The sequence below is a fragment of the Methanothermobacter sp. DP genome, from assembly GCF_026692625.1.
GTDB classification, from domain to species: domain Archaea; phylum Methanobacteriota; class Methanobacteria; order Methanobacteriales; family Methanothermobacteraceae; genus Methanothermobacter; species Methanothermobacter marburgensis.
The window spans coordinates 828,657-853,422 of the sequence record NZ_CP113501.1; the positions used below are offsets into that span (position 1 = coordinate 828,657).

25 protein-coding genes are annotated in these 24,766 nt (G+C 47.3%); 4 read left to right on the top strand and 21 right to left on the bottom strand.

What is annotated here, in order from left to right; translation table 11 throughout:
• Positions 1 to 344 precede the first annotated feature (344 nt).
• The 7 genes from OXN82_RS04435 to OXN82_RS04470 all read right to left on the bottom strand — a co-directional run bounded on the left by OXN82_RS04435 (position 345) and on the right by OXN82_RS04470 (position 6,798).
• Entirely contained in the window at positions 345 to 710 is a 366-nt protein-coding gene (locus OXN82_RS04435) for a hypothetical protein (protein WP_321212106.1), read from the bottom strand.
• Positions 707 to 1,165 (bottom strand): hypothetical protein, encoded by a 459-nt coding sequence (locus OXN82_RS04440; protein WP_321212107.1) that lies wholly within the window; start codon positions 1,163 to 1,165, stop codon positions 707 to 709. The genes OXN82_RS04435 and OXN82_RS04440 overlap by 4 nt, the downstream gene beginning before the upstream one ends.
• Before the next feature lie 173 nt (positions 1,166 to 1,338).
• Positions 1,339 to 1,998 carry a tetratricopeptide repeat protein gene (locus OXN82_RS04445; RefSeq protein ID WP_321212108.1) on the bottom strand — a complete coding sequence of 220 codons (660 nt, stop codon included), beginning with the start codon at positions 1,996 to 1,998 and terminating at the stop codon, positions 1,339 to 1,341.
• Positions 1,999 to 2,207: 209 nt separating this feature from the next.
• Positions 2,208 to 2,465 (bottom strand): hypothetical protein, encoded by a 258-nt coding sequence (locus OXN82_RS04450; protein WP_010875709.1) that lies wholly within the window; start codon positions 2,463 to 2,465, stop codon positions 2,208 to 2,210.
• Between the two features lie 200 nt (positions 2,466 to 2,665).
• Complete coding sequence (locus OXN82_RS04455) at positions 2,666 to 2,881, bottom strand: hypothetical protein (RefSeq protein ID WP_238374210.1); 216 nt, start codon at positions 2,879 to 2,881, stop codon at positions 2,666 to 2,668.
• Positions 2,882 to 3,049: 168 nt separating this feature from the next.
• The gene (locus OXN82_RS04465) at positions 3,050 to 4,315 is read right to left on the bottom strand and encodes a tetratricopeptide repeat protein (protein WP_414855695.1); all 1,266 of its coding nucleotides are present in this window, start codon (positions 4,313 to 4,315) and stop codon (positions 3,050 to 3,052) included.
• Positions 4,258 to 6,798, bottom strand: a complete 2,541-nt coding sequence (locus OXN82_RS04470; protein WP_321212109.1) for a pseudomurein-binding repeat-containing protein — start codon at positions 6,796 to 6,798, stop codon at positions 4,258 to 4,260. The genes OXN82_RS04465 and OXN82_RS04470 overlap by 58 nt, the downstream gene beginning before the upstream one ends.
• Before the next feature lie 584 nt (positions 6,799 to 7,382).
• Between OXN82_RS04470 and OXN82_RS04475 the strand changes: the two genes are divergently transcribed.
• Together OXN82_RS04475 and OXN82_RS04480 are read left to right on the top strand one after the other, a co-directional pair.
• Positions 7,383 to 8,546, top strand: coding sequence for an Nre family DNA repair protein (locus OXN82_RS04475; RefSeq protein WP_321212110.1), 1,164 nt, complete (start codon positions 7,383 to 7,385; stop codon positions 8,544 to 8,546).
• A gap of 4 nt (positions 8,547 to 8,550) precedes the next feature.
• Positions 8,551 to 9,540 (top strand): DegT/DnrJ/EryC1/StrS family aminotransferase, encoded by a 990-nt coding sequence (locus tag OXN82_RS04480; RefSeq protein WP_321212111.1) that lies wholly within the window; start codon positions 8,551 to 8,553, stop codon positions 9,538 to 9,540.
• Positions 9,541 to 9,571: 31 nt separating this feature from the next.
• Here the strand turns inward: OXN82_RS04480 and cgi121 are convergent, their stop codons facing one another.
• The 5 genes from cgi121 to OXN82_RS04505 all read right to left on the bottom strand — a co-directional run bounded on the left by cgi121 (position 9,572) and on the right by OXN82_RS04505 (position 14,642).
• Positions 9,572 to 10,042, bottom strand: coding sequence for a KEOPS complex subunit Cgi121 (gene cgi121, locus OXN82_RS04485; RefSeq protein WP_321212112.1), 471 nt, complete (start codon positions 10,040 to 10,042; stop codon positions 9,572 to 9,574).
• Positions 10,043 to 11,539: a 2-isopropylmalate synthase gene (locus tag OXN82_RS04490; RefSeq protein ID WP_013295935.1), complete on the bottom strand. Its 1,497-nt coding sequence runs from the start codon at positions 11,537 to 11,539 to the stop codon at positions 10,043 to 10,045.
• 244 nt (positions 11,540 to 11,783) lie between these two features.
• Positions 11,784 to 12,794 carry a TIGR01177 family methyltransferase gene (locus OXN82_RS04495; RefSeq protein WP_321212113.1) on the bottom strand — a complete coding sequence of 337 codons (1,011 nt, stop codon included), beginning with the start codon at positions 12,792 to 12,794 and terminating at the stop codon, positions 11,784 to 11,786.
• Positions 12,785 to 13,915: a geranylgeranyl reductase family protein gene (locus OXN82_RS04500; protein WP_321212114.1), complete on the bottom strand. Its 1,131-nt coding sequence runs from the start codon at positions 13,913 to 13,915 to the stop codon at positions 12,785 to 12,787. Before OXN82_RS04500 ends, OXN82_RS04495 begins: the two co-directional genes overlap by 10 nt.
• On the bottom strand, positions 13,908 to 14,642 hold the full coding sequence (locus tag OXN82_RS04505; protein ID WP_321212115.1) for a PH domain-containing protein: 735 nt from the start codon (positions 14,640 to 14,642) through the stop codon (positions 13,908 to 13,910). The genes OXN82_RS04500 and OXN82_RS04505 overlap by 8 nt, the downstream gene beginning before the upstream one ends.
• A 136-nt stretch (positions 14,643 to 14,778) precedes the next feature.
• Here OXN82_RS04505 and OXN82_RS04510 point away from each other — a divergent pair, with 136 nt between their 5' ends.
• Positions 14,779 to 15,504 carry a UPF0280 family protein gene (locus OXN82_RS04510; RefSeq protein ID WP_013295939.1) on the top strand — a complete coding sequence of 242 codons (726 nt, stop codon included), beginning with the start codon at positions 14,779 to 14,781 and terminating at the stop codon, positions 15,502 to 15,504.
• A 150-nt stretch (positions 15,505 to 15,654) separates the two neighbouring features.
• Here OXN82_RS04510 and OXN82_RS04515 read toward each other — a convergent pair whose 3' ends face one another.
• Entirely contained in the window at positions 15,655 to 16,887 is a 1,233-nt protein-coding gene (locus OXN82_RS04515; protein WP_013295940.1) for a proteasome-activating nucleotidase, read from the bottom strand.
• 106 nt (positions 16,888 to 16,993) lie between these two features.
• Here OXN82_RS04515 and OXN82_RS04520 point away from each other — a divergent pair, with 106 nt between their 5' ends.
• Entirely contained in the window at positions 16,994 to 17,467 is a 474-nt protein-coding gene (locus OXN82_RS04520) for a multiprotein bridging factor aMBF1 (protein WP_013295941.1), read from the top strand.
• A 20-nt stretch (positions 17,468 to 17,487) separates the two neighbouring features.
• On the opposite strand, the gene OXN82_RS04525 is transcribed toward OXN82_RS04520, so the two are convergent.
• The 8 genes from OXN82_RS04525 to OXN82_RS04560 all read right to left on the bottom strand — a co-directional run bounded on the left by OXN82_RS04525 (position 17,488) and on the right by OXN82_RS04560 (position 24,764).
• Positions 17,488 to 17,841 (bottom strand): DUF356 domain-containing protein, encoded by a 354-nt coding sequence (locus OXN82_RS04525; RefSeq protein ID WP_013295942.1) that lies wholly within the window; start codon positions 17,839 to 17,841, stop codon positions 17,488 to 17,490.
• Positions 17,842 to 17,862: 21 nt separating this feature from the next.
• On the bottom strand, positions 17,863 to 19,047 hold the full coding sequence (locus OXN82_RS04530; protein WP_321212153.1) for a hypothetical protein: 1,185 nt from the start codon (positions 19,045 to 19,047) through the stop codon (positions 17,863 to 17,865).
• Between the two features lie 75 nt (positions 19,048 to 19,122).
• Positions 19,123 to 19,560: a hypothetical protein gene (locus OXN82_RS04535; RefSeq protein WP_013295944.1), complete on the bottom strand. Its 438-nt coding sequence runs from the start codon at positions 19,558 to 19,560 to the stop codon at positions 19,123 to 19,125.
• Positions 19,561 to 19,764: 204 nt separating this feature from the next.
• On the bottom strand, positions 19,765 to 21,174 hold the full coding sequence (locus OXN82_RS04540) for a Mur ligase family protein (RefSeq protein ID WP_013295945.1): 1,410 nt from the start codon (positions 21,172 to 21,174) through the stop codon (positions 19,765 to 19,767).
• 126 nt (positions 21,175 to 21,300) lie between these two features.
• Positions 21,301 to 22,359, bottom strand: coding sequence for a glycosyltransferase family 4 protein (locus OXN82_RS04545; RefSeq protein ID WP_321210819.1), 1,059 nt, complete (start codon positions 22,357 to 22,359; stop codon positions 21,301 to 21,303).
• Entirely contained in the window at positions 22,356 to 23,432 is a 1,077-nt protein-coding gene (locus OXN82_RS04550) for an ATP-grasp domain-containing protein (protein WP_321210820.1), read from the bottom strand. The genes OXN82_RS04545 and OXN82_RS04550 overlap by 4 nt, the downstream gene beginning before the upstream one ends.
• A gap of 86 nt (positions 23,433 to 23,518) precedes the next feature.
• Entirely contained in the window at positions 23,519 to 24,049 is a 531-nt protein-coding gene (gene hycI, locus OXN82_RS04555) for a hydrogenase maturation peptidase HycI (RefSeq protein ID WP_321210821.1), read from the bottom strand.
• On the bottom strand, positions 24,015 to 24,764 hold the full coding sequence (locus tag OXN82_RS04560) for a methyltransferase domain-containing protein (protein WP_013295949.1): 750 nt from the start codon (positions 24,762 to 24,764) through the stop codon (positions 24,015 to 24,017). The genes hycI and OXN82_RS04560 overlap by 35 nt, the downstream gene beginning before the upstream one ends.
• Positions 24,765 to 24,766 lie beyond the last annotated feature (2 nt).

Sequence of the window (24,766 nt, forward strand, 5' to 3'; positions counted from 1 at the left end):
CTGCCTCATCCCACCGTAGAGTACCATCAGGATTATTCGGTATTTCAATATAGTGTATACAATGATCCTCACCAACATAACTTCTCAACTCATAACCATAAGCCCAGCTACGATGAATCGAAATATACTTCCAGTACTCTTTTGGAAGATAATGATCTCTAAATCTCAATATGTTCTCACCTATCCACATACAAGACCCAATTGGCACTAATATTACACTAGCACCTCCTTTTGACACGTATCCAAAAACAATAAGTAAAATATCTATAATGTCTCTTGGAATGTATGTTTGGTGTTCTATGATGAATTTTTTGATATCGTCTGTGATGAGTTGTGATATTTTTTTATAGGTTTAATATTTTTTCTTTAAGATTTTCCAGTTTTTTTGGGCGTGGGGGGCTGGGGATTCTTTTATTCCCGTATATTAAGGTTACTATGAGTGTTAATGCTGCTAGTATCTTGAAGGGTTCTGACATATAATAAATAAGGATGACGCATGAAATTAAAGTTAGTATGTATATAATGGCTTCTAATCTTTTCTTTTTATCAGGGTATTTTCCAGCCGCCTCACAACCTAAATAATCAGCCACCCCTACCAATATTAGCCATGGAAACGCCAGATTAAAACCTAAAACAATATAACAAGCAATGAAAAGGGAACATAAAATTCCTTCGATGATAAATAACGACCATTTCATATCTTCACTCATGCTTTCAGCCTCAAGGCATCATCATATTTATAGCCTTCACTCTTGTACCATTGCTCATATTCTCTCAGTCCATTAACCAATAAATCCAAACCACCACCCAAACTTGACAAACGAGAGAACCATCCTCCACTTTCCAATCCTCCTAGTATTGTTACAGCACCCAAGAATATCAGTTTTGCATGTTCAATCCTCTCTTTGACAATTTCCCATCCATCAAACCTGTACACCATCCTCCAATTGCATGTTAAATTTTCTAGAACTCCTCTAAGCGGTTCTATAGAACCTAAATAATAATATATGATGCTGGAGCAACAAACAATATACATTTCACCTGGGAAAACAGCCGCCAACAAAGGCCCAAAAGGCAAATCCATAAACCTCTCAACCTCCATAACAATCAGACCAAGTTCTTTGGCCCATTCTGTTTGTTGGTGGTAGTAGCAGTATGCTCCCATGAAAGCATAGATCATGTCCCTTACTATCCCTGTTGCATGGTCTATGATGAGGTATCTTCCCTGCCCGTCACTGATAAGCGCATACTTCGTTTTCTAGGATGTTTAGTGACCTGCCGTTGAGGAGTGTTAGGCCTATTCCTGTTGTGCGGAGGTTTTGATCCTGGGATTTGGGTTTATGGTTGATTTTTTTGGATGGTGAGTTCTTTCAGGGCTTTTTTGGCTTTTTTGTATTCTGGATCTATTTCCAGGGATTTTTCGTAGCATTTTAGTGCTTCTTTGTGTTTGCCGAGTTTTTGTAGTGCTGCTCCTTGCATGTACCATAGTGTTTTGTTTTGCGGGTCTAGTTTGAGGGTTTTCTTGTAGCATTTCAGGGCTTCCTCTGCTTCTTTGAGGTCTTCTAGGATTATGCCTTTCCATTTCCATGCATCAGCGAATTCTGGGTTTATTTCAAGGGCTTTTTGAAAGCATTCCAGTGCATCCTCATATTTTCCAAGTTTCCTGAGGAGTACTCCCTTATTAGCCCATGTTCCATCATCTTCTGGATCTATTTCTAAGGCTTTTTCATAGCATTCTAGTGCCTCATCATATCTCTCAAGTTCTTCAAGGACTACTCCTTTGTTGTTCCATGCTTCTGCTAGTTTTGGATTGTTTTTGAGGATTTTTTCATAGCATTCTAAGGCTTTCTCTGGTTTTTTGAGTTTTAGTAGTGTTATTGCATTGTAGTGGAGGATTTCCGGGTCGTTTGGTCTTGCTTTGAGGGCTTCCTGAATTCTTTGAGGGCTTCTTTGTAGTCTCCACGTTCTAGGCTTGATCGGCCCCCAGCAAGGTGCCATCCAGCCTTTCCCTCGGCTATCCAATCCTTTATCTTCTTAAGGGGGGTCATGCTCCAGCCTCTCTCAACTTCTTTTTCATGTAATCGTTGGGTCCTAGTATGCAAGTTTTTATCGTCTCATGATTCTGATAGGCTTCCTATGCTTGCAGCGGAACCTATTATGGGTTGATTCTTTATTTATCTGTTAGTATAGGTTTACATAAGGTTTTTTCATGTCTTAAGGATTCTAATCGTAAGAATTGCGAGCATCATTAGCCCAAAAATTCTGATCGCCTCTTGATGGCGAATTATCCAATCTTCTTTTTTTCTGAAAAAATACAATAAAACGAAAAGGAGCCCCACGACTAACCAGTCAGTCAACTCAACCTTTGGGCTGTTTAAATATAACAGTTCAAGGAAAAAGATTATGAAAGTAACCATAAAAAGTATATCAAATTTTCTTTCACCTTTTTCAGACCTTTCAATCATTACAACCCCTCTATTTACCTAAATGTATATTGTTTCATTCTCTCTTAGCGTATCATCTGGATTTTTAGGAATCTCCTTGTAGTGTATACAATTATCCGCACCAATGTATGCTTCCAGTTTGTATCCATATATCGGGCCACGATGAAGGGATATATACTTCCAATATTCCCTAGGTAGGTAATGATCCCTTATATTAAGAATCAAATCCCCTTCTGCAATAATACAAAAAACAAGGCTACAGTTGCCACAAAAGATCCTCCTTCTAACATAAAATAACAGCCACCAACCACACCTACTGCATCTAGAATATCCTTTGGGATGTATGTTTGATGTTCCACGATAAATTCTTTGATGCTACCTGTAATGTTGTTGAGTTTGGAGTCTATGTAGGCTATTGTTGTTGCGTATGCTGCCATGTTAACTCTTATGAGGCCCTGACCCACCAGGCCATAACTGATGATTTCCAAAGGTCATGGGATTGTGTGGGGCGGGTTGTATTGGGCTAATAAGGCCTCTTGAAGGCTTTTCTCGCGTTGTCCTTTAAGCCTTCAAAGGTTTGCTGTGCTGTTATCCTAAGAGTGACTTTAGCCTTTCATTTGGAGTTCTTTCAGGGCTTTTTTGGCTTTTTTGTATTCTGGGTCTATTTTCAGGGCTTTTTTGTAGGATTTTTTGGCTTTTTGGTGTTTTCCAAGTTTTTGTAGTGTTTTTCCTTGCATGTACCATAGTGTTTTGTCTTGGGGGTTTAGTTTGAGGGCTTTCTCGTAGCATTTCAGGGCTTCCTCTGGTTTTTTGAGGTCTTCCAGGATTATACCTTTCCATTCCCATGCATCGGCGAATTCTGGGTTTATTTCAAGGGCTTTTTCAAAACATTCCAGCGCCTCCTCATATTTTCCAAGTTTCCTGAGGAGTACTCCCTTGTTAGCCCATGTTTCGTCGTTTTCTAGGTTTATTTCTAAGGCTTTTTCATAGCATTCCAATGCCTCATCATATCTCTTAAGTTCTTCAAGGACTACTCCTTTGTTGTTCCATGCTTTTGCATTTTTTTGGTTTATTTCTAAGGCTTTTTCATAGCATTCTATTGCTTTTTCAGGTTTACCGATTGTGTCAAGGAGCGCTCCTTTGTTGTTCCATGTTCCATCGTCTTGTGGATCTATTTGTAGTGCCCTTCCATAGCATTCCAATGCCTCATCATATCTCTTAAGTTCTTCAAAAATTAGTGCTTTGTTGTACCATGCCTCTACGAATTCTGCGTTTATCTGTAATGCTTTTTCATAGCATTCCAATGCCTCCTCATATTTTCCGAGACTGCGTAATCCGTTACCTTTATTATACCATGCTTTTGCATTTTTTTGGTTTATTTCTAAGGCTTTTTCATAGCATTCTATTGCTTTTTCAGGTTTACCGATTGTGTCAAGGAGCGCTCCTTTGTTGTTCCATGTTCCATCGTCTTGTGGATCTATTTGTAGTGCCCTTCCATAGCATTCCAATGCCTCATCATATCTCTTAAGTTCTTTAAGGACTACTCCTTTGTTGTTCCATGCTTCTGCTAGTTTTGGATTGTTTTTGAGGATTTTTTCATAACATTTTAAGGCTTTCTCTGGTCTTTTGAGTTTTAGTAGTGTCATTGCATTATAGTGCAAGATTTCCGGGTCGTTTGGACTCGCCTTGAGGGCTTTCCTGAATTCTTTAAGAGCTTCTTTGTATTTTCCCTGTTTTAGGCTTGATCGGCCCCCGCTGAGGTGCCATCCAGCCTTTCCCCTGGCTATCCAATCCTTTATCTTCTTAAGGGGATTCATGCTCCAGCCTCTCTCAACTTCTTTTCCAGGTAGTTTTTGAATCCTAGTATGCATGCCTCTATCGCCTCGCGATTCTCATATGTTAACAGGGCCACAACGCCCATTCCGGTGCCTATTATAGTGCCTCCATGTTTTATGGCGCCCACAACATCCCCATCCTTTAAAGCCTCCTTGAACAGCTCCCATTCATCCCTCATGAATTTACCTAAATTATTTATAGCCCTTTCTATATCGTCGGGATCGCCACCAACACTACCACTGCTAACCGCCCTTAGAGTATCTACGGCTTCTCTATACTCATTTACCATTCTACGGGTCCATCCGTCTGACTGTCTTGATAGTATTTCAAGATAGTTTTGTATTGGTTCTGTGTCTCCTGTTAGTAATGTGTAGGTGATGAATGTTGGCAGACCACCTGGTGTTAGTAGTAGTGTCATTATTGCGGCGTCTTTGATGTATGGTAGCCATTCAGGATGCTCCATGATAATATATGTGGCCAGGGTAACAGCCAAACTCAAACCAAGGGTTTCTGGGGCTGAAAGCACACCCAGTTCAAGCACAGCAGCCTCGGCTGTTGAAACACCAGCAACACCAATAAATTTCCACCAACCACTCCCATTCAAAATTTCATTCCCAAGTTTTTTGGCTAGTTCTGTTTGCTGGTGGTAGTAGCAGTATGCTCCCATGAAAGCATAGATCATGTCCCTTACTATCCCTGTTGCATGGTCTATGATGAGGTATCTTCCCTGCCCGTCACTGATAAGCGTGTAATTCCCGCTTTCGAGAATGTTTAGTGACCCGCCGTTGAGGAGTGTTAGGCCTATTCCTGTTGTGGGCGCGCTTGTGGGGTCTGATCCTGGGAAGAGGGCCTCCATCACATAGTATTCTATTGGATTTATAGCTGATGTTCTCGCATAATTGAATGCTTTTATGTTTTCGGGTGTGCCTTCTGCTTTCACGGCCATGTTGTGGTTGCATTCGAGGCTTATCCATGTCCCTGGGCTGTGGTCTCCTGCTGAGACCATCACTGGCATGGTCCTGGTCCATGTTACATTATAGCGCGTGGCTGCTTCTTCTGCGATGAGATCGTGGAGGTATATTACTTCAAGGCCTGTTAGGAATGTTCCGTGGGCTGCCTTTAATGGTCCGGGCTCGTATGTCCTGTTTAGCCACTTTTGTAATGTCTGGTTTGTTATCTTCCCTGTGGCGAGGGTGTAGGTTATGATGGCGTCGTAGTTGCTAGCCTCCCAGATGAGAGTGTCGTTTATTATGATATTGGGTCCTGTTTCTCCTGGTGGGTGTATGTATTGGCCGTTTGTGTAGAGTAGGAGGAGTGTTCTTGTTGATTTGTTCCCTGGGAATGTTATATTGGCTATTGTCACCTTTTCCTCGCCGGGATACTCCACACTGACCTGTAAAGGGTCTATGCACTTGTTATAGTTTGTGAGTATGAATGTCTTTTCTGCCTGGGTTAAATTGAAGTTGTTGAGATATTCATTCACTTGAGGTTCTGCTCCGAGCTTTGTGTAAATTTCTATGAGTCTGTTCAGGCCAGCTATGACTTGCCAGACTATTTCTCTTTGGCTCTGGCTGTTAGCCTGGTAGAATGGGTTAGTGACCTCGGCTAGTTTGTATGCTGTGCCATCCTCCACAAGGAATATTGTTTCATTGAATAGGCCCGAAGCTATAGCCCCTATACTAATCCATTTAACCGTGTCATTGAGCGGAATTTTAAATGTTAAATTTAGGGGCTTCCCAGAGGATGTTGCCGTGGAATTAACATGGACCGTTGCAAGCATAACCTCCAATGTCATAGTCTTCGTGTCTGTTATGCCATAGCCTTGGACTGTTAGGGTTACTTTGTAGGTTCCTGGTTTGTAGGCGTGTACTGGATTCTTCTGGGTGCTTGTGCTTTGGTCTCCGAAGTCCCATTTGTAGTATTGTATTGTCCCTGTACTTTTATCCTGGAATTGGACATTATAGCCTTGTATTGTGTAGGTGTAGTCTGCCCTTGGCCTTACTATAATTCCACCCTTACCTGTAACATATTCTACTGTTACATAGTTTGGTAGTCTTCCTGTGCTGTTGTAGAAGTTTATTATCCTTGCATTGGCATATATTAGGCTTTCTGGGCGGACTTGTCCGATGGCTGTGCTGGCATAATTCGGCGACCTCCCATAGGATTCCATGAAAGCCTTAACATTCTTTGCCACCTGCAGGTATCCTGCTTTTTGGAGTGTTCCTGTTCCTGTTCCACTTGGACTGGGCGGGGAGGCCATACTATTGAATGACAAGCCAACTCTCCTAGCCTGATCGAGGTTTATGATGGTTGTGGATGAGGCGTAGAGGTAGTCGTCTGCCGACACATTCTTACCGTTAATCGCAACCTGTGATGGTATTTTTTCATGTTGTGCGGTGTAGTTTCCGATCAGCTTTGAAGCGTCACAAATCTCATTATAGGATAAACTCACAGCTGAAGAACTGCCCAAAAGACAGAAACAAGAGAGGATTGCCAGAAGAAACAATAACCTCCTCATAAATAACCACCACCATAATATGATAATACATTATAGTATAAAAAGATTACTATCTCTTTTAGGGGCGAAAAATATAAAAGGTGGGGTTTAAGACGAGAGCATGAATCCCATCATTACAAGCTTAAACAGGAAAAAATAGGCACTTACCATCCCCCCCAGATGGGCAAAGAGAAACCTCATTTCTTTACATAATGATTCTTCTAGGGAAATACAGAATTTTTCCTGCTCCCCCATTCTTAGGTGTTCCTACAATATGCAATGGAGAAGTATGAAGTAGGAAGGAAAACACAGGGTAAAAAGATATTTTGGTGAAACCGTGAAAAACACCTATACAAAAATATACTATAAACGATATTGTACATGAGATCAGAAGAAAAAACAAAAACAGGGAAATACTCATTATCTTTAACGAAGTACAGCAGATGTCAAAAAGCACAATGCGAATTTTCTTGATATAAAGAATAAGTTTCAGTGAGGTGTCATAAAAACAATAAATATCCAGAAACCCAGTCCCTCCAATGGGATATGATGACGGGTCAGGTGTACCATAAAAACAATAAATATCCAGAAACAGAGCTTTAACAATGATACGGTCAAAGTACGCCTTCCTCAAGAGGCTCACCAGGGACCTCAAAATGAGGTCCGTGGAGGTGGGAGAGGAGCTTGAGGGGGCCACACCCCCATCGGTATTCATAGGGAGCTGGAACTACCCCAGGGTCTACGCTGGACCCATGATAGCACCCATCCAGGGTGAGGTGGAGATATTTGACTCCCCTGAGAGATGGATACCCGAGAGTAAAACACAGGAGGAGATCATAGACTACCGCCTCAACCTCATAAGGGGCAAGCAGCTAGTGGGAGTCAGGGACCTTGATAACCATCTCGTGGAGAAGCTCCAGGAAATATCCCTCTCATCAGGGGCCATTGAAAGCGAGGCCCAGTTCAGGAGAAAACCAAGAGGCCTGTTTTTCAGTGAGGAGCAGACACCCCACGGCCCCAGCGCAGTCCTTGAGAACTTTGAGATAGAGAACGTCAAATGGGACCGTGAACTTGAAAGGGCCCACTACGACACTGACCTCAGGGCAGATGAGGCAATAGTGGAACTCCACAGAAAGGGAACCCCATTCTCTGCCATCCAGAAGGCCCTCTCAGTTGGTGCACTTGGTGATGCCATGAAAAGGAGGCTTGTCCCCACAAGGTGGTCAATAACAGCCTGCGACAGCACCCTGGCGGACCACTTCCACAGGAGGGTTCTTGAATATGATATCCTGGACACCTACAGGGTCCATGAATTTGAAAGCCTCAAAAACAGATACCTCATACTCCTCACACCCTCAGAGTGGCAGTATGAGTGGATGGAGGCCTTTATAAAGCGTGACGGGCGTGCAATGATATTCTCAGACCATGAAACACTGAAGGGTAAGAGGGAGTACTCAAGGGTTGGTGGCTGCTACTACAGCGCCAGGATGGCTGTCCTTGAGGCCCTTGACAGGGAAGAGAAACAGGCAGGTGCAATCATACTCAGGGAGGCCTACCCGGGCTATGTGCCCCTGGGTGTCTTCAACGTCAGGGAGAACGTTAAAAACGCCATGAATGTAAGGCCACATGAGTTCAACGGCCTTAAAGAGGCCCTTGAATTCATGGACAGCAAACTTAAACTTGGACTTGATGCATTCAGAAGGAGGAGTAACCTGCTGCGGGACATCAGTTCTTCAAGGCAGACAACCCTGGACTCCTTCTTCAGGTGATATCATGAATTCAGAAACCCCAGCAGAGATGATGGAGGATCTTGAACCCCTTAGACTCAGATTCAGAGAACCATCACCTGAAACAAAAAGAGCCATCTGCAAAGCCGCACTCTACAGGGAAATACCAGACCCTGAAAAGAAAATCAGGAGGATCACAGGACACAGATACGCAAGACTCCTCAGCAGCGGGAATGCCGCAATCCTCCTCACTGTATCCCGGCTCGATGGTCCCATCCTCGTGCCTGACCAGGGCGGATGGCGGGGCTTTAAGAGGATACCTGAGATCCTTGGCAGGGAGGTTTTCACGGTCAAGACAGAGATGGGAATCATTGACCCTGAAGTCCTGGAATCACGTCTTGAAGATACAGGGGCCAGGGCAGTTTTTGTCACAAGCTTCGCCGGTTATACAGCGGAGCAACCCATCGCAGAACTCTCAGATATCTGCAGATCCCATGATGCAATCCTGGTTGAGGACGCATCCGGGAGCGTCTCTGACCCCCTTGAAAGGCTATGCAATGGTAAAAAAAGTCACATTATAATTGCATCCACTGGCTCTCCAAAAACCGTTAACGCAAGTGGTGGCGGGTTCATCTCAACCTCCATTCCAGAGTTTGTGCAGCAGGACATGCTACTATCCGCCCTCAAGGCGGATCCATATGTGAGGGCTGCCGTTGCCGCCGAACTTGATGTCGCCAGGAGGAACCTCACAGAGACCCTCAGGGCATGCAGTTACCTCAAAGAAAAACTTGAGGGGGCATTCCACCCTGAAAAAAGAGGTATAAATGTTATAATCCCATCCAGCACCCCCAGGGAGGATGTTAAAACTCTGAGAAAACTTATAACAGCAGATGGCAGGAGCATATTCACAGCATGCCCCTCACCTGACAGGATACTTGAGAGTGCAGTTGCAGTGGAGGTTAAGAACCTGGATGTGGGATGCCTCACCCATGAGAACCTTGAGAGGATGGCGGAGATCATCTCCTCTGTTATATGAAGGTGGAGTATCCTCAAATCCCCATCATAAACTATAAAACCTGGAGCATCGTCGTCCTCTCCATGAGTGCATTCTCAACTCCAACTGTTTTTACCTCCTCCCCAAGACCATAGAGGCTTCTGAGATAATCCTCATCTGGTTCAAGGACCCTGTCATCCCTCTGGAACCGGGAATCAAGGAATTCCTGGACATCAGTCTCGCAGTCCACAAGGATCGCGCAGATCTCCATTTCACCCTTCCTGACACCTAAAAGTTCAAGGGCCCGGCTTATCTGCCTGGTACCTGCAATACGTAGGCATATCTCAATTCCAGGGTCGCTGGAAATATTCTGACCCCTCTCAAAGGCCCTGAGGGCGTGGAGTGCACCATGGAGTGCATGGTCACTCCCTGCAACGGCCCTTGCATCAACAAGCTGGAGTGTGCATGGGAACCCTCTTATCTCATTCAGGAGTTCATCCAGGTCTTCAATGGTTCCACGGTATCCCCTGATATCTATATTCACCTAACCACCCTTCTGATTCTGAGCTGCCTCATTTGCCAGCAGCCTGTTAACACCGCTGAGGAAGGCCTCCACACTGGCCATGATGATGTCAGGCTGGGTGCTCCTGGCACTTATTATCCTGTCACCGTGCCTCAGCTTTATAACAACATCGATGAGGGCATCTGTACCCCCTGTTATGGCGTCCACATGGTACTCCTCAAGGGTGATATCTGCAAAGTCCTCAAGGCTCTTCTTTATGGCAACTATGGCAGCATCCACCGGACCAACCCCTATACCTGCCTCAAGGACCTCATTACCATCCACCCTAAGTTTGACCGATGCTGTGGGTGTCACCCGGTTACCTGAGACTATGGTGACCTCCTCAAGGTCCACAACCTTGTCCTCCATGACCCCGAGAACATCCTCTGCTATGGCCTGGAGGTCCACGTCGGTGACACATTTACCCATATCCCCCAGTGCCTTGACCCTCCTGAATATCTTCATCAGCTTATCCTCATCGACCTTCATTCCAAGCTCATCAAGCCTCTGTCTGAGGGCATGGGTCCCTATGTGTTTGCCCATGACGAACCTTCTCCTGTGGCCAACCATCTCAGGTGTTATTGGTTCATAGGTTTCCGCCTTCTTGAGGACTCCATCTGCATGTATCCCCGATTCATGGGCGAATGCGTTTTCACCGACTATTGCCTTGTTTGGCTGCAGGTATACCCCGGTCATCCTTGCGACCATTCTGGAGGTCTCATAGAGCATCTCGATGTTGATGTTTGTATCAACATCATAGAGTGATTTGAGTGCAACCACAACCTCCTCAAGGGCTGCGTTACCTGCACGTTCACCTATGCCATTGATGGTTGCGTGGACCTCGGATGCTCCTGCCCTTAAACCGGCGAGGGAGTTTGCAACTGCCAGTCCAAAGTCGTTGTGGCAGTGGACACTCAGTGGGACCCCAAGTTCTGAGAGTTCACCGTAGAATTCATAGGAGCGTTCAGGTGTGAGCATCCCCACGGTGTCACAGGCGCATATCCTCTCTGCCCCTGCAGCTATACCCTCAGTGAATACCCTCCTGAGGAATTCCATGTCGCTACGTGTTGAGTCCTCTGCTGAGAGTTCAACCAGGAGGCCATGGTCAACTGCGTACTCTGTGCAGTCCACCGCCTGTTCAAGGACCTCCTCCCTTGTTTTTCTTAGCTTGTGTTCAAGGTGCAGGTCAGAGGTGGGCACAACCAGGTGCACACTGTCAACTTCACATGAGAGCGCGGCGTCTATGTCATCCCTGACAGCCCTTGAAAAGCTGCAGATCTCAGCGTTCAGACCCTCTGATGTGATTCTCCTGATACCTTCCCTTTCACCCTCTGATGTGATTGCTGAGCCGGCTTCGATGATGTCAGCCCCCAGATCATCGATTTTTAGTGCTATTCTGAGTTTCTCCTCCGGGGTAAGGGAAACCCCTGGTGTCTGTTCTCCATCCCTCAGTGTGGTGTCAAGTACTCTAACCTGCAAATTAATCCCTCTTTCAGGTGCTCAGAAAATAGTTATTTTAGATTTTAGTTCCGACACTTATATATGGTTAAGTGTTCAGTTCTGTGCAAAGGATGACTATGGTTAAGCGTTCAGTTCTGTGCAAAGGATGACTATGGTTAAGTGTTCAGTTCTGTGCAAAGGATGACTATGGTTAAGCGTTCAGTCCTCTGCGGTGGAGGGCGCCAAACCGTACCTGTTCACTTCGTAAAATGCGTTGATACCGTTACACGGTTTCAATAACCCTTATAATCCTTGTGAGGCTCCTGTGCATCCTCATGGAGTATTTTTCTCTTACTGTGAACCTATCATCGATGAGTCCCTCAAGGTCAATGTAGTGGGGTGCTGCCATGCATATCACACCATCCTCTTTAAGATTTGAGTATGCTGAGTTCAGGAACTCCCTGTAGAGTTTCTCGCTCCTCTCACCTGCAGTTGATGCTGATATTCCATATGGGGGGTCTGTCACTATTGCATCCACCCCTCCCTCAAGCCTCAGATCCCTGGCATCGGATCTTATAACCTCAAAATCAGTTATACCATAGTGCTGAAGGTTTTTCCGTGTGCCCTCAACCATCCTCCAGTCTATATCCGCACCCATCACCCTCACACCCATGAGGCCTGCCTCTATGAGTATCCCCCCTGTACCGCAGAATGGGTCTAGGAGTCTGTCACCGGACCTCACACCTGCGAGGTTCACCATACACCTTGCAAGTTTCGGACTCATCGAGCCCGGATAGAAGAATGGTCTTCTGTGTGGTTTGGCCTTGTTGAAGTGATCCTTACTTATCTCTGCAAGGCGCAGTGTGAGGATGAATCTGTCGTCAATGAGTACCGGCCTTACAAGGGTCCAGGGATTCTCAAGATCAACCCTTGCTCCTGTCTTATTTTTTATGATGGCCCCAAGTTCTCTCTCAAGTTCCCTTGCATCAACCTCGCCCCTGAGCTTTTTTATCCTCACCGCAAAGCTACCCTTAATATGACTCTTCCAGTCAATTTTCTCTGCAGTCCCTTGAACCTCACCGGTGGTGGAATATCCGGCGACCCGGCAGATTTCATGGGCGTATGCAAGCCTCCCCTTAAGGATTTTCCATGCAGATGGGGGGGCATCCAGAATCACATATCCCATTCCATCCTCAACCAAACTGAATTCTATACCCTCTGACCTCAGAACAGATTTGAGTTCAGCAGAGGGGAGTTCAGGGTGTTCCTGTGAGAGTATGACCATTATTTCCATATGCTGGCCACCTTCCTTGAGATGATGGATGGTATTATCCTGAAGAGGAGGCCACTCTTAAGGAATTCCATTATGAGCGGTGTCTGTATGTCCATGTCCCCGTACCTCGATATTATCTCCTCAGCACCGTACTCCTTCATCTTGAGGAAGATATGGTCGAGGTCCTCATCGGATAGTATCCTGAAGGTCCTCTGCACCCTCATCTGGTTTTTCATCTCAGCCATGTAGAGCTTCCTGCAGGCTTCCGGGTAGTTCTCAAGTAGCCCCATATCATCCTCGAGGGCCATCTGGATGACCTCTGCCGCCACGTGGGCAGCCCTGGATGCAAGAACTATGCCTCCGCCGGTTGTGGGTTTAACCTGTCCTGCGGCATCACCTATCCTGATGCACCTTCCTCCTACAAGTTCCATATCAGGGTCTGGTTCCGGTATGAATCCATGGTGGCTCTCCATGATCCTGAAATCTGTGCTGAGATCTGAAATGAATCCCTTAATAAGATCCTTGAGATTTTTATGGTGTCCGAATGCACCCACACGGGCTGTTTTCTCATCAAGGGGTATTCTCCAGAGGAAACCTGGTGAGAGGCGTGAGTCGACCCTGAGGTCAACAAAGTCTGTGTCCATTTCCTGGTCCCTGAACCTCACAAGGAACTGCCTTGCCGGGTACTTGTTGCGGATAGCGACCTGACCCCTTGCATCCACAAGCACACTGGCCCTAAGAGTTCTTCCATTTACCTCAACCTCGCCTGTGGCCTCACTGAAGTCCCTAACGGCTGTTCCTGTTCTCAGCTCAGCACCTGCTTCGCATGCAAGGTCTGCAAGGTACTGGTCATAGGCTGCCCTGTCAATCACATGTGCCTCGGGCCTCTTCCTGGAAACCCTGAGTTTTATGCCTGATGGTGAATGCAGCACCGCACCCCTTACACTGTTCAGTATTAAGTTGTCCGGGAGTACATTTGCCTCGGTTATCCTGTGGGATATGAGTCCTGCACACTGGAGGGGAACACCCAGTATTTTTTTCCTGTCAAGGACGCCCACCCTGAATCCCATGCTGGCAGTGAGCCTTGCAAGCGTTGAACCCGCCGGCCCGGCTCCCATGATGATGACATCGTATTCAGTCATTCTCATCCTCCTCTCTGGACCTCCTGAATTTCCGTGAATGCCTCTTCATTACTGACTCTTCACTGCCTCCCATTTCATGGGGGGATTCTTCAGGAGTGTTTTCATCAAATCCATCTGTATCCTCCCAGAACTTGGGGTCTGCGAATCCCCGCCCTTTCTGTCTTTCTGATGATAGTTCCCTGAGTATCTCCTCTGCCTCATCAACTGATCGGTGTTCTGTGAAGCGGTTAATGTGGTACTCGATCCTGGCCGGGAATGGGGCATCCTCAAGGATTATGTGGGTATCCTCATGGCCGCCGTGGATCTCTATATCCGCAGAGTCCAGGAGCCTCTCCATGATACCCTGTGAGAAGGATATGTCCACTATCTTGCTGTGGTTCATGTAGAACCTCCTCTTCCTTAAAACTCCACTCTCAACTATAACCCTGTGGTCGGTGATTATGTAGCGCCTGCTCCTCCATGAGATCACATCCCAGAGCACACTGAGCACCAGCAGGATAAAAGCAGCAGTTAAAATCCAGACAACCTTATCTGCAACCGTGAACCCGTACCTCATAATGAGAAGGTTATCAAGGTCCCCTGCAAATTTAACCGCCGCCGGGAAGATGTATATGATGAGTGCAAGGAACAGGATTTTTATGATGGATGACTTTGAGTTGAGGATGAACCTTGGCCGTGTTTCATATAGAACCCTTTCACCTGGATATAACCTCTCCCTGCCAAACATGTTATCACAGTGAACTTACATAGATTAAAAGGAGTTAACTTCACTTTACATTAATTGTATGCATGTGTTTTTATATCTAATGGTTGGTTCAGAAAAGAACTCAGGAATTGAGCATAGGAAGAGGGGCACTGATTAAATGACAGCGGAGAATATAAACATCGGGGAAACCCATATAAGGCTCAGAACCGATATCGAGGACCATGGAGTTGCTGGTTTCATTTTGGGGGAGAGAATGAAACTCATAGGTCATATACAGAGAAATCACGAGTTTTTAACATCCCTTGAACCCATCCATGTGAGTGAGGGGCCCCTGATAGTGAGGATGATGTCCCGTGCATCAGGGAAGGCTGATGTGGGACCAATGGCTGCTGTGGCGGGAACAATAGCCCAGCTATCCCTCATGCACCTCATGGGCCTAGGCTCCAGGTGCAGTATAGTGGACAATGGCGGGGACATCGCCCTCGTGAACAACCGTAAGGTTACCGTGGGACTTTATGCCGGTTCATCATCACTTTCAGGGACCGTGGGTTTTCTCCTGAAGCCAGGTTCCCCCAGGGGTATATGCACGTCCTCTGGTACAGTGGGTCACTCCATAAGCTTTGGCAGGGCCGACTCTGTGACGGTATTCGCATCTGAGGCCAGCACCGCAGATGCCCTTGCAACCTCAATAGCCAACAGTGCGGATGGCCCCGATGATAGATCCGCGGTTGAGAGCGCGCTTGAGAGGGCTGATGACTTTCGTGAGCACTTCAGAGGGGTTATGATTGTGGTGGGTGAGCATGCAGGCACGGTGGGGAAGATACCGAAACTCGTAATGACCGATAGAAAAGCCGTGCTTTCAGACCTCTGGGAGGAAGTCTAACTGAAGATCCTAAAACTAAGCCTTACTCTGGAAGAAATCCAGTTGATAATCAATTAATCTCAGAAAAAAATAATAGGATTACAGCCTCAGATCGCCCATCATTCATCACCTATTCAGAGCTCATAGGGTTCATCACAGGCTGCAGTGTATTTAACCGAACATTACGCCGGTTTCCTGCTTGTATTCCTCTTCCTTCTCGACACCCATTATCTTATCAACGGCGTCCATGAAGTCATTCATCGTGACCTCATCACGTTCCTCCCTTATGGCGAACATACCTGCCTCTGTACATATCGCCTTGAGGTCCGCGCCGGATGCGCCGTCTGTGATCCTTGCAAGGAGTTCAATGTCAACCTCCTCTGCAAGGGCCATTCCAGATGTGTGTATCTTGAGGATCTCCCTCCTGCCGTCCTCATTTGGAAGTGGAACCTCAATGAACCTGTCAAATCTTCCTGGCCTGAGGAGTGCAGGATCCAGGATGTCTGGCCTGTTGGTTGCAGCGACTATACCAACGTTACCCCTGGATTCAAAACCATCAAGCTCTGCAAGGAGCTGCATCAGTGTCCTCTGAACTTCCCTGTCACCGCTTGTTGAACTCTTAAGTCTTTTTGCTGCCACAGCGTCAATTTCATCTATGAATATTATGCTGGGGGCCTTCTCCTTGGCCAGTTCAAAGACTCCCCTCACCAGCCTTGCACCTTCACCTATGTACTTTCTGACGAACTCTGATGCAACTATCTTTATGAAGGTTGCGTTGGTTTCATGTGCAACTGCCTTTGCAAGGAGTGTTTTACCTGTACCCGGGGGTCCATAGAGCAGTACACCCTTTGGTGGTTCTATACCTATCTTTTCAAATAGTTCAGGTTTTTTAAGTGGTAATTCCACTGTCTCCTTGACCTCACGTACCTGTTCCTCGAGGCCGCCTATCTGCTCGTAGGAGACGTCAGGTTTTTCTTCAACTTCCATACCCGTTACCACGGGGTCCTTTTCTGATGGAAGCACGTCGACTATGCTGAATGTCTGCTGGTTGAGTGCAACCCTGGCACCTGGCTCCAGCTGCTTCTTATCAATGAATCTTGAATAGTTTATTACGAAGTGAGGGCCTGTGCTGCTCTTAACTGCGACCCTGTGATCATCAAGAACCTCTGTGATGGTGGCTATGACCAGTGGCGGGGTTCTGAATCTTTCAATCTCACCACGGAGAGATTTAACCTCCCTGTCAAGCCTTGTCTTTTCATTTTCAATTAAAAGTTTATCCTTCTCAAGTTTTCTGATCTTCCACATCAGATTCCTTTTTGTCTTGGAATTCTCCTCTTTAAGCATTCTAATTTCTTTTTTGAGGTCCTCAATCTTTTTTAATACATTCTGGGAGTTATTTTCCATGATTTTAGAACACTCCTATTTAAATTTTGTTGTATACTATCTTGTTTCTAGTAATATTTAAATATTGGGGTGAGATAAAACTAGTATAAAATAAAAAGGGATCTTCATGAGATGCGAGATTTGCGGCAAAAAGATTGTTGGAAAACCTGTGAAGACCAAAATCGACAGTTCAGTGATGGATGTATGCAGAGAATGCTCTAAGTTCGGTAAAATCATCAGGGAACCTTCCAGACCAAGACCCACCAAGGCGGGTGTTAGGAGAGCCCCTAAGAGGTCAAGGAGGCCAATGGAAACCCTATATGAGGTTGTTGAGGGTTACGGTGAGATCATAAGGGCTGAGAGAGAGTCCCGGGGATGGTCAAGGGAGGATCTCGCAGAGAGAATCAATGAGAAGGTCTCAGTCATAAACAGGATTGAATCTGAGAGAATGGAACCCGACATCAAACTTGCAAGGAAACTCGAGAAGCTCCTTAAAATAAAGATCCTGGAGAAATTCGAGGCCGGTGAAGAGGAAAGGATTGAGGTTGGAGGGTTCCGCGGAGCAACCATAGGTGATATAGCAAGAATAAAAAGGGGTTGAATGATTCCCCCTGTGGACACTCACCTCTTTTTATATGAATAATAACCCTTGAGGACCTTCAGAGTGCCGAACATTTCCCTGAGGTCCTCATATTCATCATATTCGCTGCTCACAACAATTATGTGGGCCGGTGGATGTATCCTCCTCACAGCCATTATGGTCTCTGTATCACCCTCCTCAACCTCAACTGCGGCTGCAACCCTGGATCTGGTCCTGAGGTTACCTCCAAGTATGGATGCTGCCATTTTATCTGCGATTTCATGTTTCATTATTCGGGGCCTGCCCCTTACCCTCAGGCCAGCATGTCTTTCAAGATCCGCAAGGGCATTCAGGATCTTATCTCTGCTATCAGCCCTTAATATTATTAGAGACACATTAACCACTTTTTAATGGATTTAAACCCTTCTGAATGAACTTATCAGGCTGCTCCTGAAGAGTACCAGGAGTACCATCACAAAGCCCAGGGCGGTCTGTATGTTGCCCAGGAGATCCAGAAGATTTGAACTTACAGGCAGCTCCATTGGTGGTGCTGTCCGATCGTCTGGTAGTGGTGTGTAGTAGACACCAACCGCCCTTGAACTTGGTTTAACATTTATATCCTTGGGTTCAACGTAGTTCACGCCCACAAGGAATCCGTTCTTTATTGCCCTGTTTATGGATCTTGCTATGGCCTCTGCACTGTAACCATTCTTTCTGACTGAGACCCTCACAATCTCCTGAGTGGTCTGCACAACACCTGCCTCCTCTGTTCCGTACACTGAAACTGAAACAGAGCCGTTGGTCACTGTTATGGCGTCCTTAAGGGCTTCGTATGCATAGATCACCCTGAGTTTACTTCCATCAATCGGGCAGACCTGATAGCTTTCGGCTGCAGGGTAACCTATGCTCCATCCGCACTCATCGCATACCTTGACGTAGGGCTCATCCATTGGATAACCCGTCTCATTGAGGTTCTCAGGGGTGAACATGTCCCCTGTGGATACCCCTGAAACGAGGTTCACTGCACCACCACCGTATTTTTCACCGGCGTCCTTTGCCACCTCCTCGAAGACCTTCCCAACTATGTAGGTGGCTGGGTAACCATCCCTTATCATCTTACCTATGTTCACCGCTGTCTCCTGGTGCACCCTCGTTGCGGTACCATACTTGGGGTTACCATGTGTGTTCCTGAGGTGTATTATTGCACCCTTCTTCCCTGGTGGGAGGACAGCAAGCCCGCCTGAGTATGGTGTCACCGTTATTGTACCATCATTCTCCACGATAACCACATAGGCATCGAAGGATCCGCCAACCGCCGCACCCATACCCGGGCCTCCACACATTACCCTGATCCCCGGGTAACTGTTGGCTGCTGATGCAGCCTCCGCAGCTGTGGCCCCATTCTCAAGGCGGTTTATAACATCCATTATCGCCATGAGCCTTGGTATGGACGCACCTTCACCCCCTGAGAGTACAGCGAATCGTTTCTCCTTGGACATGAGAAATGTGGACTGGAACATGTTCTGTGCAAATGACATACTCCCTGCTGCTGCGCCGTTGGGATCTGCGCCGTTGGGGTCCGTGATTACGATGACGTTCATCGTGGCGGATACAGGACCTATGAGAAGGTTGAATATGAATATAAGGGCGATTAGCCTTGAAATTTTATGCACCGGTTACCCTCCTGTTCTGTTAGTGATTTTAACTGTTGAAAAGTCCTCAATGACATTGACAGTCACTATACCCGTTCTGGTGTCCACCTTCACATCTGCAGCCGCTATTGGCGTGACACGTGTACCTGGAATTGTTGTTCTTTTAACAAATTTCTCCGCGTTTTCTATTGCCTCGCTCAGCGGAACCTTCCTCTTGGATGTTACGAGTATATCCCCCTTTATGTAGCTCCCCGGTCTGAATCCAGCAGCATACACGTTGGTCTTTATGGATGAGAGTGGGACTATATCGTTACCCTTCACTATGACACCAGATATTGGAACTCCCCCCTCATCCTCCATCGATGAGGCATAGGCAAGGTATGTCATCACGCGCCCCGACAGGATGAGTATGAATGCCAGGAGGAGTATCACAAGCGTGTCCCTTCTGATCTTTATGAGCATTACACTTCACCTTTAAACTGCAGTTTCTTACAGTTACTGAATATTAATTCTTGGCTCAAGGTTTATAAAGATTGAGCAACGGCGAGTAACCACCATCAAGTACAAACTGCAAGGCAGCCATGTAAGGGTTTATAAAGATTGAGCAGCAGGAGATGGTGCTGATTGAGATGCTGACAAAATATCCAGCGCCCCTGAAAAGTTAATTCAGGAGCTTTTACGGGTTAAATCTCCTATAACATCCGCTGCAGGGTCCATTCCCTGGGCACCAAGGAGGAGAACCGTGTCAGAGGGTTCTGCATTTTCCAGGACTCTTCTGAGTGCGTCCCTCAGATTTTCAATATGGGTATACCCTATCCCGTTCTCATCCAGGACATGCAGGAAGACCCTCCTCTCGTTTTCAAGTACCCTGTTCTGCTCATCAACAAGGTCGCTGCTTGATGTTACTATGAGCTCCACATCAAGGTCCTTCAGTGACTCTGCCAGGGCCTCCGCATTCATGATGTTGATGTCCTCTCCCCTGGATCCCCTGATGGCATTCACGACCCACAGTCTCCCCTTGAGGTCACAGGCTGCGCTTCTGACCGTTGCCCTTATGCCGTCTGGGTTGTGGGCGAAGTCATCGATGACCCTGGGATTATCCATGAGATGGGTGAATCTCCTTTTAAGTGCCCTGTAAGTTTCAACACCCCTCCTCACATCCTCATATGAGAATCCCAGTTCCAGTGCTGCTGTGATCGCTGCAAGGGTGTTCTGTATGAAGTGTTCACCTGTGAATGGGAGTTCATCTGTCTGAATTATAAGATCATCTCCGCAGTGGATCCCATTCCCAGTGTACCTCACAGGTCCATGGGATCCATAGAAGACCGTCCTGAGGAGGGGGTTGATATCTGCCATTGCCCTGACCCTCTCATCATCAGAGTTCAGTACAGCAACCCCTGAATCCATCGCCCTGAGGGCTCCTGAAACCTCCCTGAAGACGTCATCCACCGATTCAACCAGTCCTATGTGGTCCATAGCAACGTTGGTTATGACAACCATCTCTGGCTGTATTGCTGAGGTCATGAGTTGGGCGTGGTCCCTCATAACCCTTCCAAGCCAGCCCTGAACCTCTGAAACCTCGATGACCATGAATTCCAGCTGCTCCCTGCTGGCGGCCTCTGCTATATGCTGCGCGACTACAGGGTCGATGAGGGTGTTGAACTCGGACCTTGAATCTGTATTGGTGTAGGATGACCTGCCGGCTGTGGTTATGATGTGGTTGATCATGTGGGTGGTGGTTGATTTCCCGTTGGTACCTGTTACAGCTATCCTCCTGGAGGAAGATGCAAACCTGTTTATCGTCCATGATAGTGCAAGGGCATTTGCGATTTCAATACGATCCACAAGGATGATGGGGACATCAAGAACCTTTGAGGCATCGGACCTCAAATCCTGGGTTATTATGGCTGCAACACCCCTTTCTGAGGCAATCTGGATCCCCCTATCGTCAATCCAGTGCCTTATAACAATGTCACCTTCCTCTGCAGCCCCCAGGGTTGTGAATTTACCCCTGAACTCCCCGCCATTTCCCAGGAGTTTTCCTGAAATCCTTCCTGCGATTTCCTCGATGTCCATCCTATCCACCATCCTCTGAGATTTCTGATGAGGGGGACAGCAATCTTGAGAGTTCCACAATGTCCACCCCATACACCATCAGAACGTGAACCCCTGAGAGTTCCACAATGTCCACCCCATACACCATCAGAACGTGAACCCACTGAGGTAGAGTCCAAGTCCGCAGACCGCTGCGGTTATCAGCCAGTATAGTAGCACGATCATCCTTTCAGACATTCCACGGTAGTGGAGTGTGTGGTGCAGTGGCTCCACAGGTAGCCTGATGACTCCTGCACGGTGAAGGAGGCTGATTATAACTGAGACCACAGGGACAGCTATGGCGAGAACACCGAAGTACACCGTATCTGTGAGCATCACCGCCGTTGCATAGCCAGCCCCAAGGGCAAATGAACCTGTGTCCCCCATGAATATGCTGGCAGGGTGCCTGTTGAAGACAAGAAACCCTGCAGAGATCCCTGCAAGAACCACGAATGGAAGCGCGGCTGCAGATAATCCCAGGAGCAGTGCACATGATAGGGAGGCTATGAGCATTATCCCTGAGGCCATACCATCCATACCATCGATAAGGTTGACCGCGTTGATGGCACCCACCATCCCCCCGATAACAATGGGTGCCGCTGCAAGACCCAGATTGAATCCTCCAAGTTTGGTGACAGCGCCACCAATAACAAGGAATACCCCTATCATGAGCTGGGCGAGTATCTTCTCACCCTCACTCACCTCGCTCTTTATGGGTGCCTCACCCACCACCTCAACAAGCCCCCTCTCCAGGAGCTCCTCCACATCCCTTTTTGCCTTATCTGTGGCCGCCCTTGCCTCCTCCCCTGGCTTCAGCACCAGCTGACCAACCTCAAGGGGACCTTCAGATACGTTCCTGATTATCTTCTGGACCTCCTTAACCTTAAGTCCAATGAGGTCGTCGAGGAGTCCCACAATGGCAGATGTGAGGATTATGAGGGCTGTAAGGACAAGGTATGGGTTGTTGCGGTAGATGATGGTTACAAGAAGCACTGCAAGAAGCATGCCAAGGCCCCCCATTGTGGGTGTCCCTGCCTTGTGGCTGTGCTCTGTAACTATTGGCCTGTCCCCGATACCCGCACTTCTCAGAACGTTCCTTATAAAGAGTGTGAAGGCCGCTGACGCGGCGGCACTTATAATGAATGCTGTTAATCCAATCTCCATCATATCACCCTGATTCTCTTCATGATCAGATCAAGCTTCTCCATATTATCAGCCCTTGCTGTGAGTCTCATATGATTCTGAGGCCCGTGCAGCAACCACTTTACCCCCTCAGGCATTAATGATTCAATATTCCCTGGATTGCCCAGTGGTATCTCCACCGCATGGTAATTCTCTCTTTTAAGTTTATTGGGGTTCCAGTCCCCAATTGCCATGTCCACAAGGCTGTGCATTGGATTTATTCCTGTGGCGGCCTCGGAGATGTACCTTGTACCGCTGGGCCTTGTGTTGACCTCTATAGCATAGAGGATGCCCTCCTTGGAGAGTATCATGTCAACGTCCGTGTTCCCCTCGGCTCCAAGGAGTTCAGTTATCCTGGAGGCCATTCTAAGGGCCTCATCTCCACTGAAACCCTCAATGACTGAGGGGGCCCTCTTAACCTTCCCCAGTGGGTGGATTCCCTCTGTACTTGTGGGGCCCTTGTCCACAGCCACAAGGGGGAATGTTTGCCCATCCCAGCGGAGGACCTCCACTGAGATCTCAACTCCCTGTATGTATTCCTCCATGATTGCAGAGTCATGGGAGCTGAGGTATTCATCCACATCAGTATATGAAGATGCAACCTTTATGTTTGATCCCCCCTGCCCCTCCCTCTGTTTAAGGACTGTGGGGAACCCCTTTACCTCATCTGCACTCCCTATCAGAGCATAGCCCGGTGTGTTTATACCATTTTCAGTGAAGAACTCCTTGGTTTTGAGTTTATCTGTGGAGATTTCCGCCGCCCCTTCGCCAGAGGCAACCACTGGAATCCCGTAACTCTCCTCAAGTTCCGTCTTAAGCCTGGCGACGTCCCTCAGGGGACCGTCGACACCGATGAGGGGTACAACTGCGTCAACATCCTCCCTCAGTGCAATTTCCAGGGGTGCCTCCATACCACGGGGCACTATGAAGCAGGAGTCTGCGAGTTCAAGGTTGGGTGCCTCTGGATTTGACTCTGAGAGTATTGTGGTAACTCCCCTTGATGAGGCGTAGTCTGCAACGTCATTGAATAGCCTTGAGCCAATGAATAGGATCCTCATGTTATCACTTAAAAATCAAGAACTGATTTACTGTTTGGGAAGCTATTATAAATAATTTAATACCCTTTAAGTTGGGAGGCTATGATCTAGATCTGGTTTAAATTAGAGGGGCTCTTCTCACAGGATGCCTCATCGATTGCCGAGAGGAGTAAATCTCTGAGTTCATATGCAGCCCCCCTGACCCCTTCAGATAGTTCCATTCCAAATTCAAGGTTTTCTGGCTGAACCCCTATCAGGGTTATCCTGCAGTCGCCCTGCTCCTCAAGGTACCTCACCAGGAATGAAAGGGGCATGGCATGGGTGGATATGCTGTAATCTGATATTCTATCCCTATCAATCAGCATGATGGTCCCTGGCTCTTTACCCATCTCCACCGCGTCGACTATGATTATGTGGCTGGGCCTCTCTGACCTTATCATCCCTGTGAAGTTTTCAGGGACTGTACCTGCATTTATGATCAGATGGCCCCTTTCACTCACATCCCCGGATATGATTGATGCGAGGTATGGTCCGAATCCATCGTCGGACCTCAGTTCATTTCCAACTGTAAGTACAAGGAGCCTGCTGCAGCCCTTCAGAAAGTCACTTAAGCTCTGCTTTAACTGAATCAAGACCACCGCCCATTTTGTATGAGAGCTTCACCCTGAAATAGCCAGCTTCAAGGGTATCCCCCAGGGGCAGGATGAGTGGAGGGTTCATCATGGGTGTTGGGCCACAGATTATATTCTCTGCGGGGACTGTGAAGGAGGTTATCCTTATGGCGTTGAAGGAGTCTGATGCCAAAAGTTTCAGGGTTCCTCTGAATTTTTCAGGTATCCTCCCCCTGAAATCAACCCTGTCATAGACACATAGAGGGCCCGATGAGGGGGCTCTGATGTTTTCATCATATGATATGCTTCCACCCTTAATCATCACAGGCTCCGCCGCATTTATAACCGCGGCGGGTATGACGTTACCTCCATCCTTAAGGAATCTGAGGGCCCTCCTCAAAACCGGGACCTGCTCCTCATCTATCAGTGCAGTGTCCAGCATTTCGCAGATGATTGTATCTGCCCTCTCCTTGAATTCATACTCCAGGGCATCCTCATTCACGACCGTGACATTCTCAAGACCCGAGAGATTCTCCCATGCACATGCCGCTATTCTTGGGTCCCTTTCAATTGCAATGACATGATCCGCGTATTCTGATGCAAAGAATGAGAGGACGCCGCTTCCAGCGCCAAGATCATATGTGAGTCCATGGGCAGCGGAGGCTATTGCCTCATAAAATGCTGAAAGGCGTTCATGGTCCCGCAGGAGGTGCTGGTGGTACGCTGTGACCCTGAATTTCATCC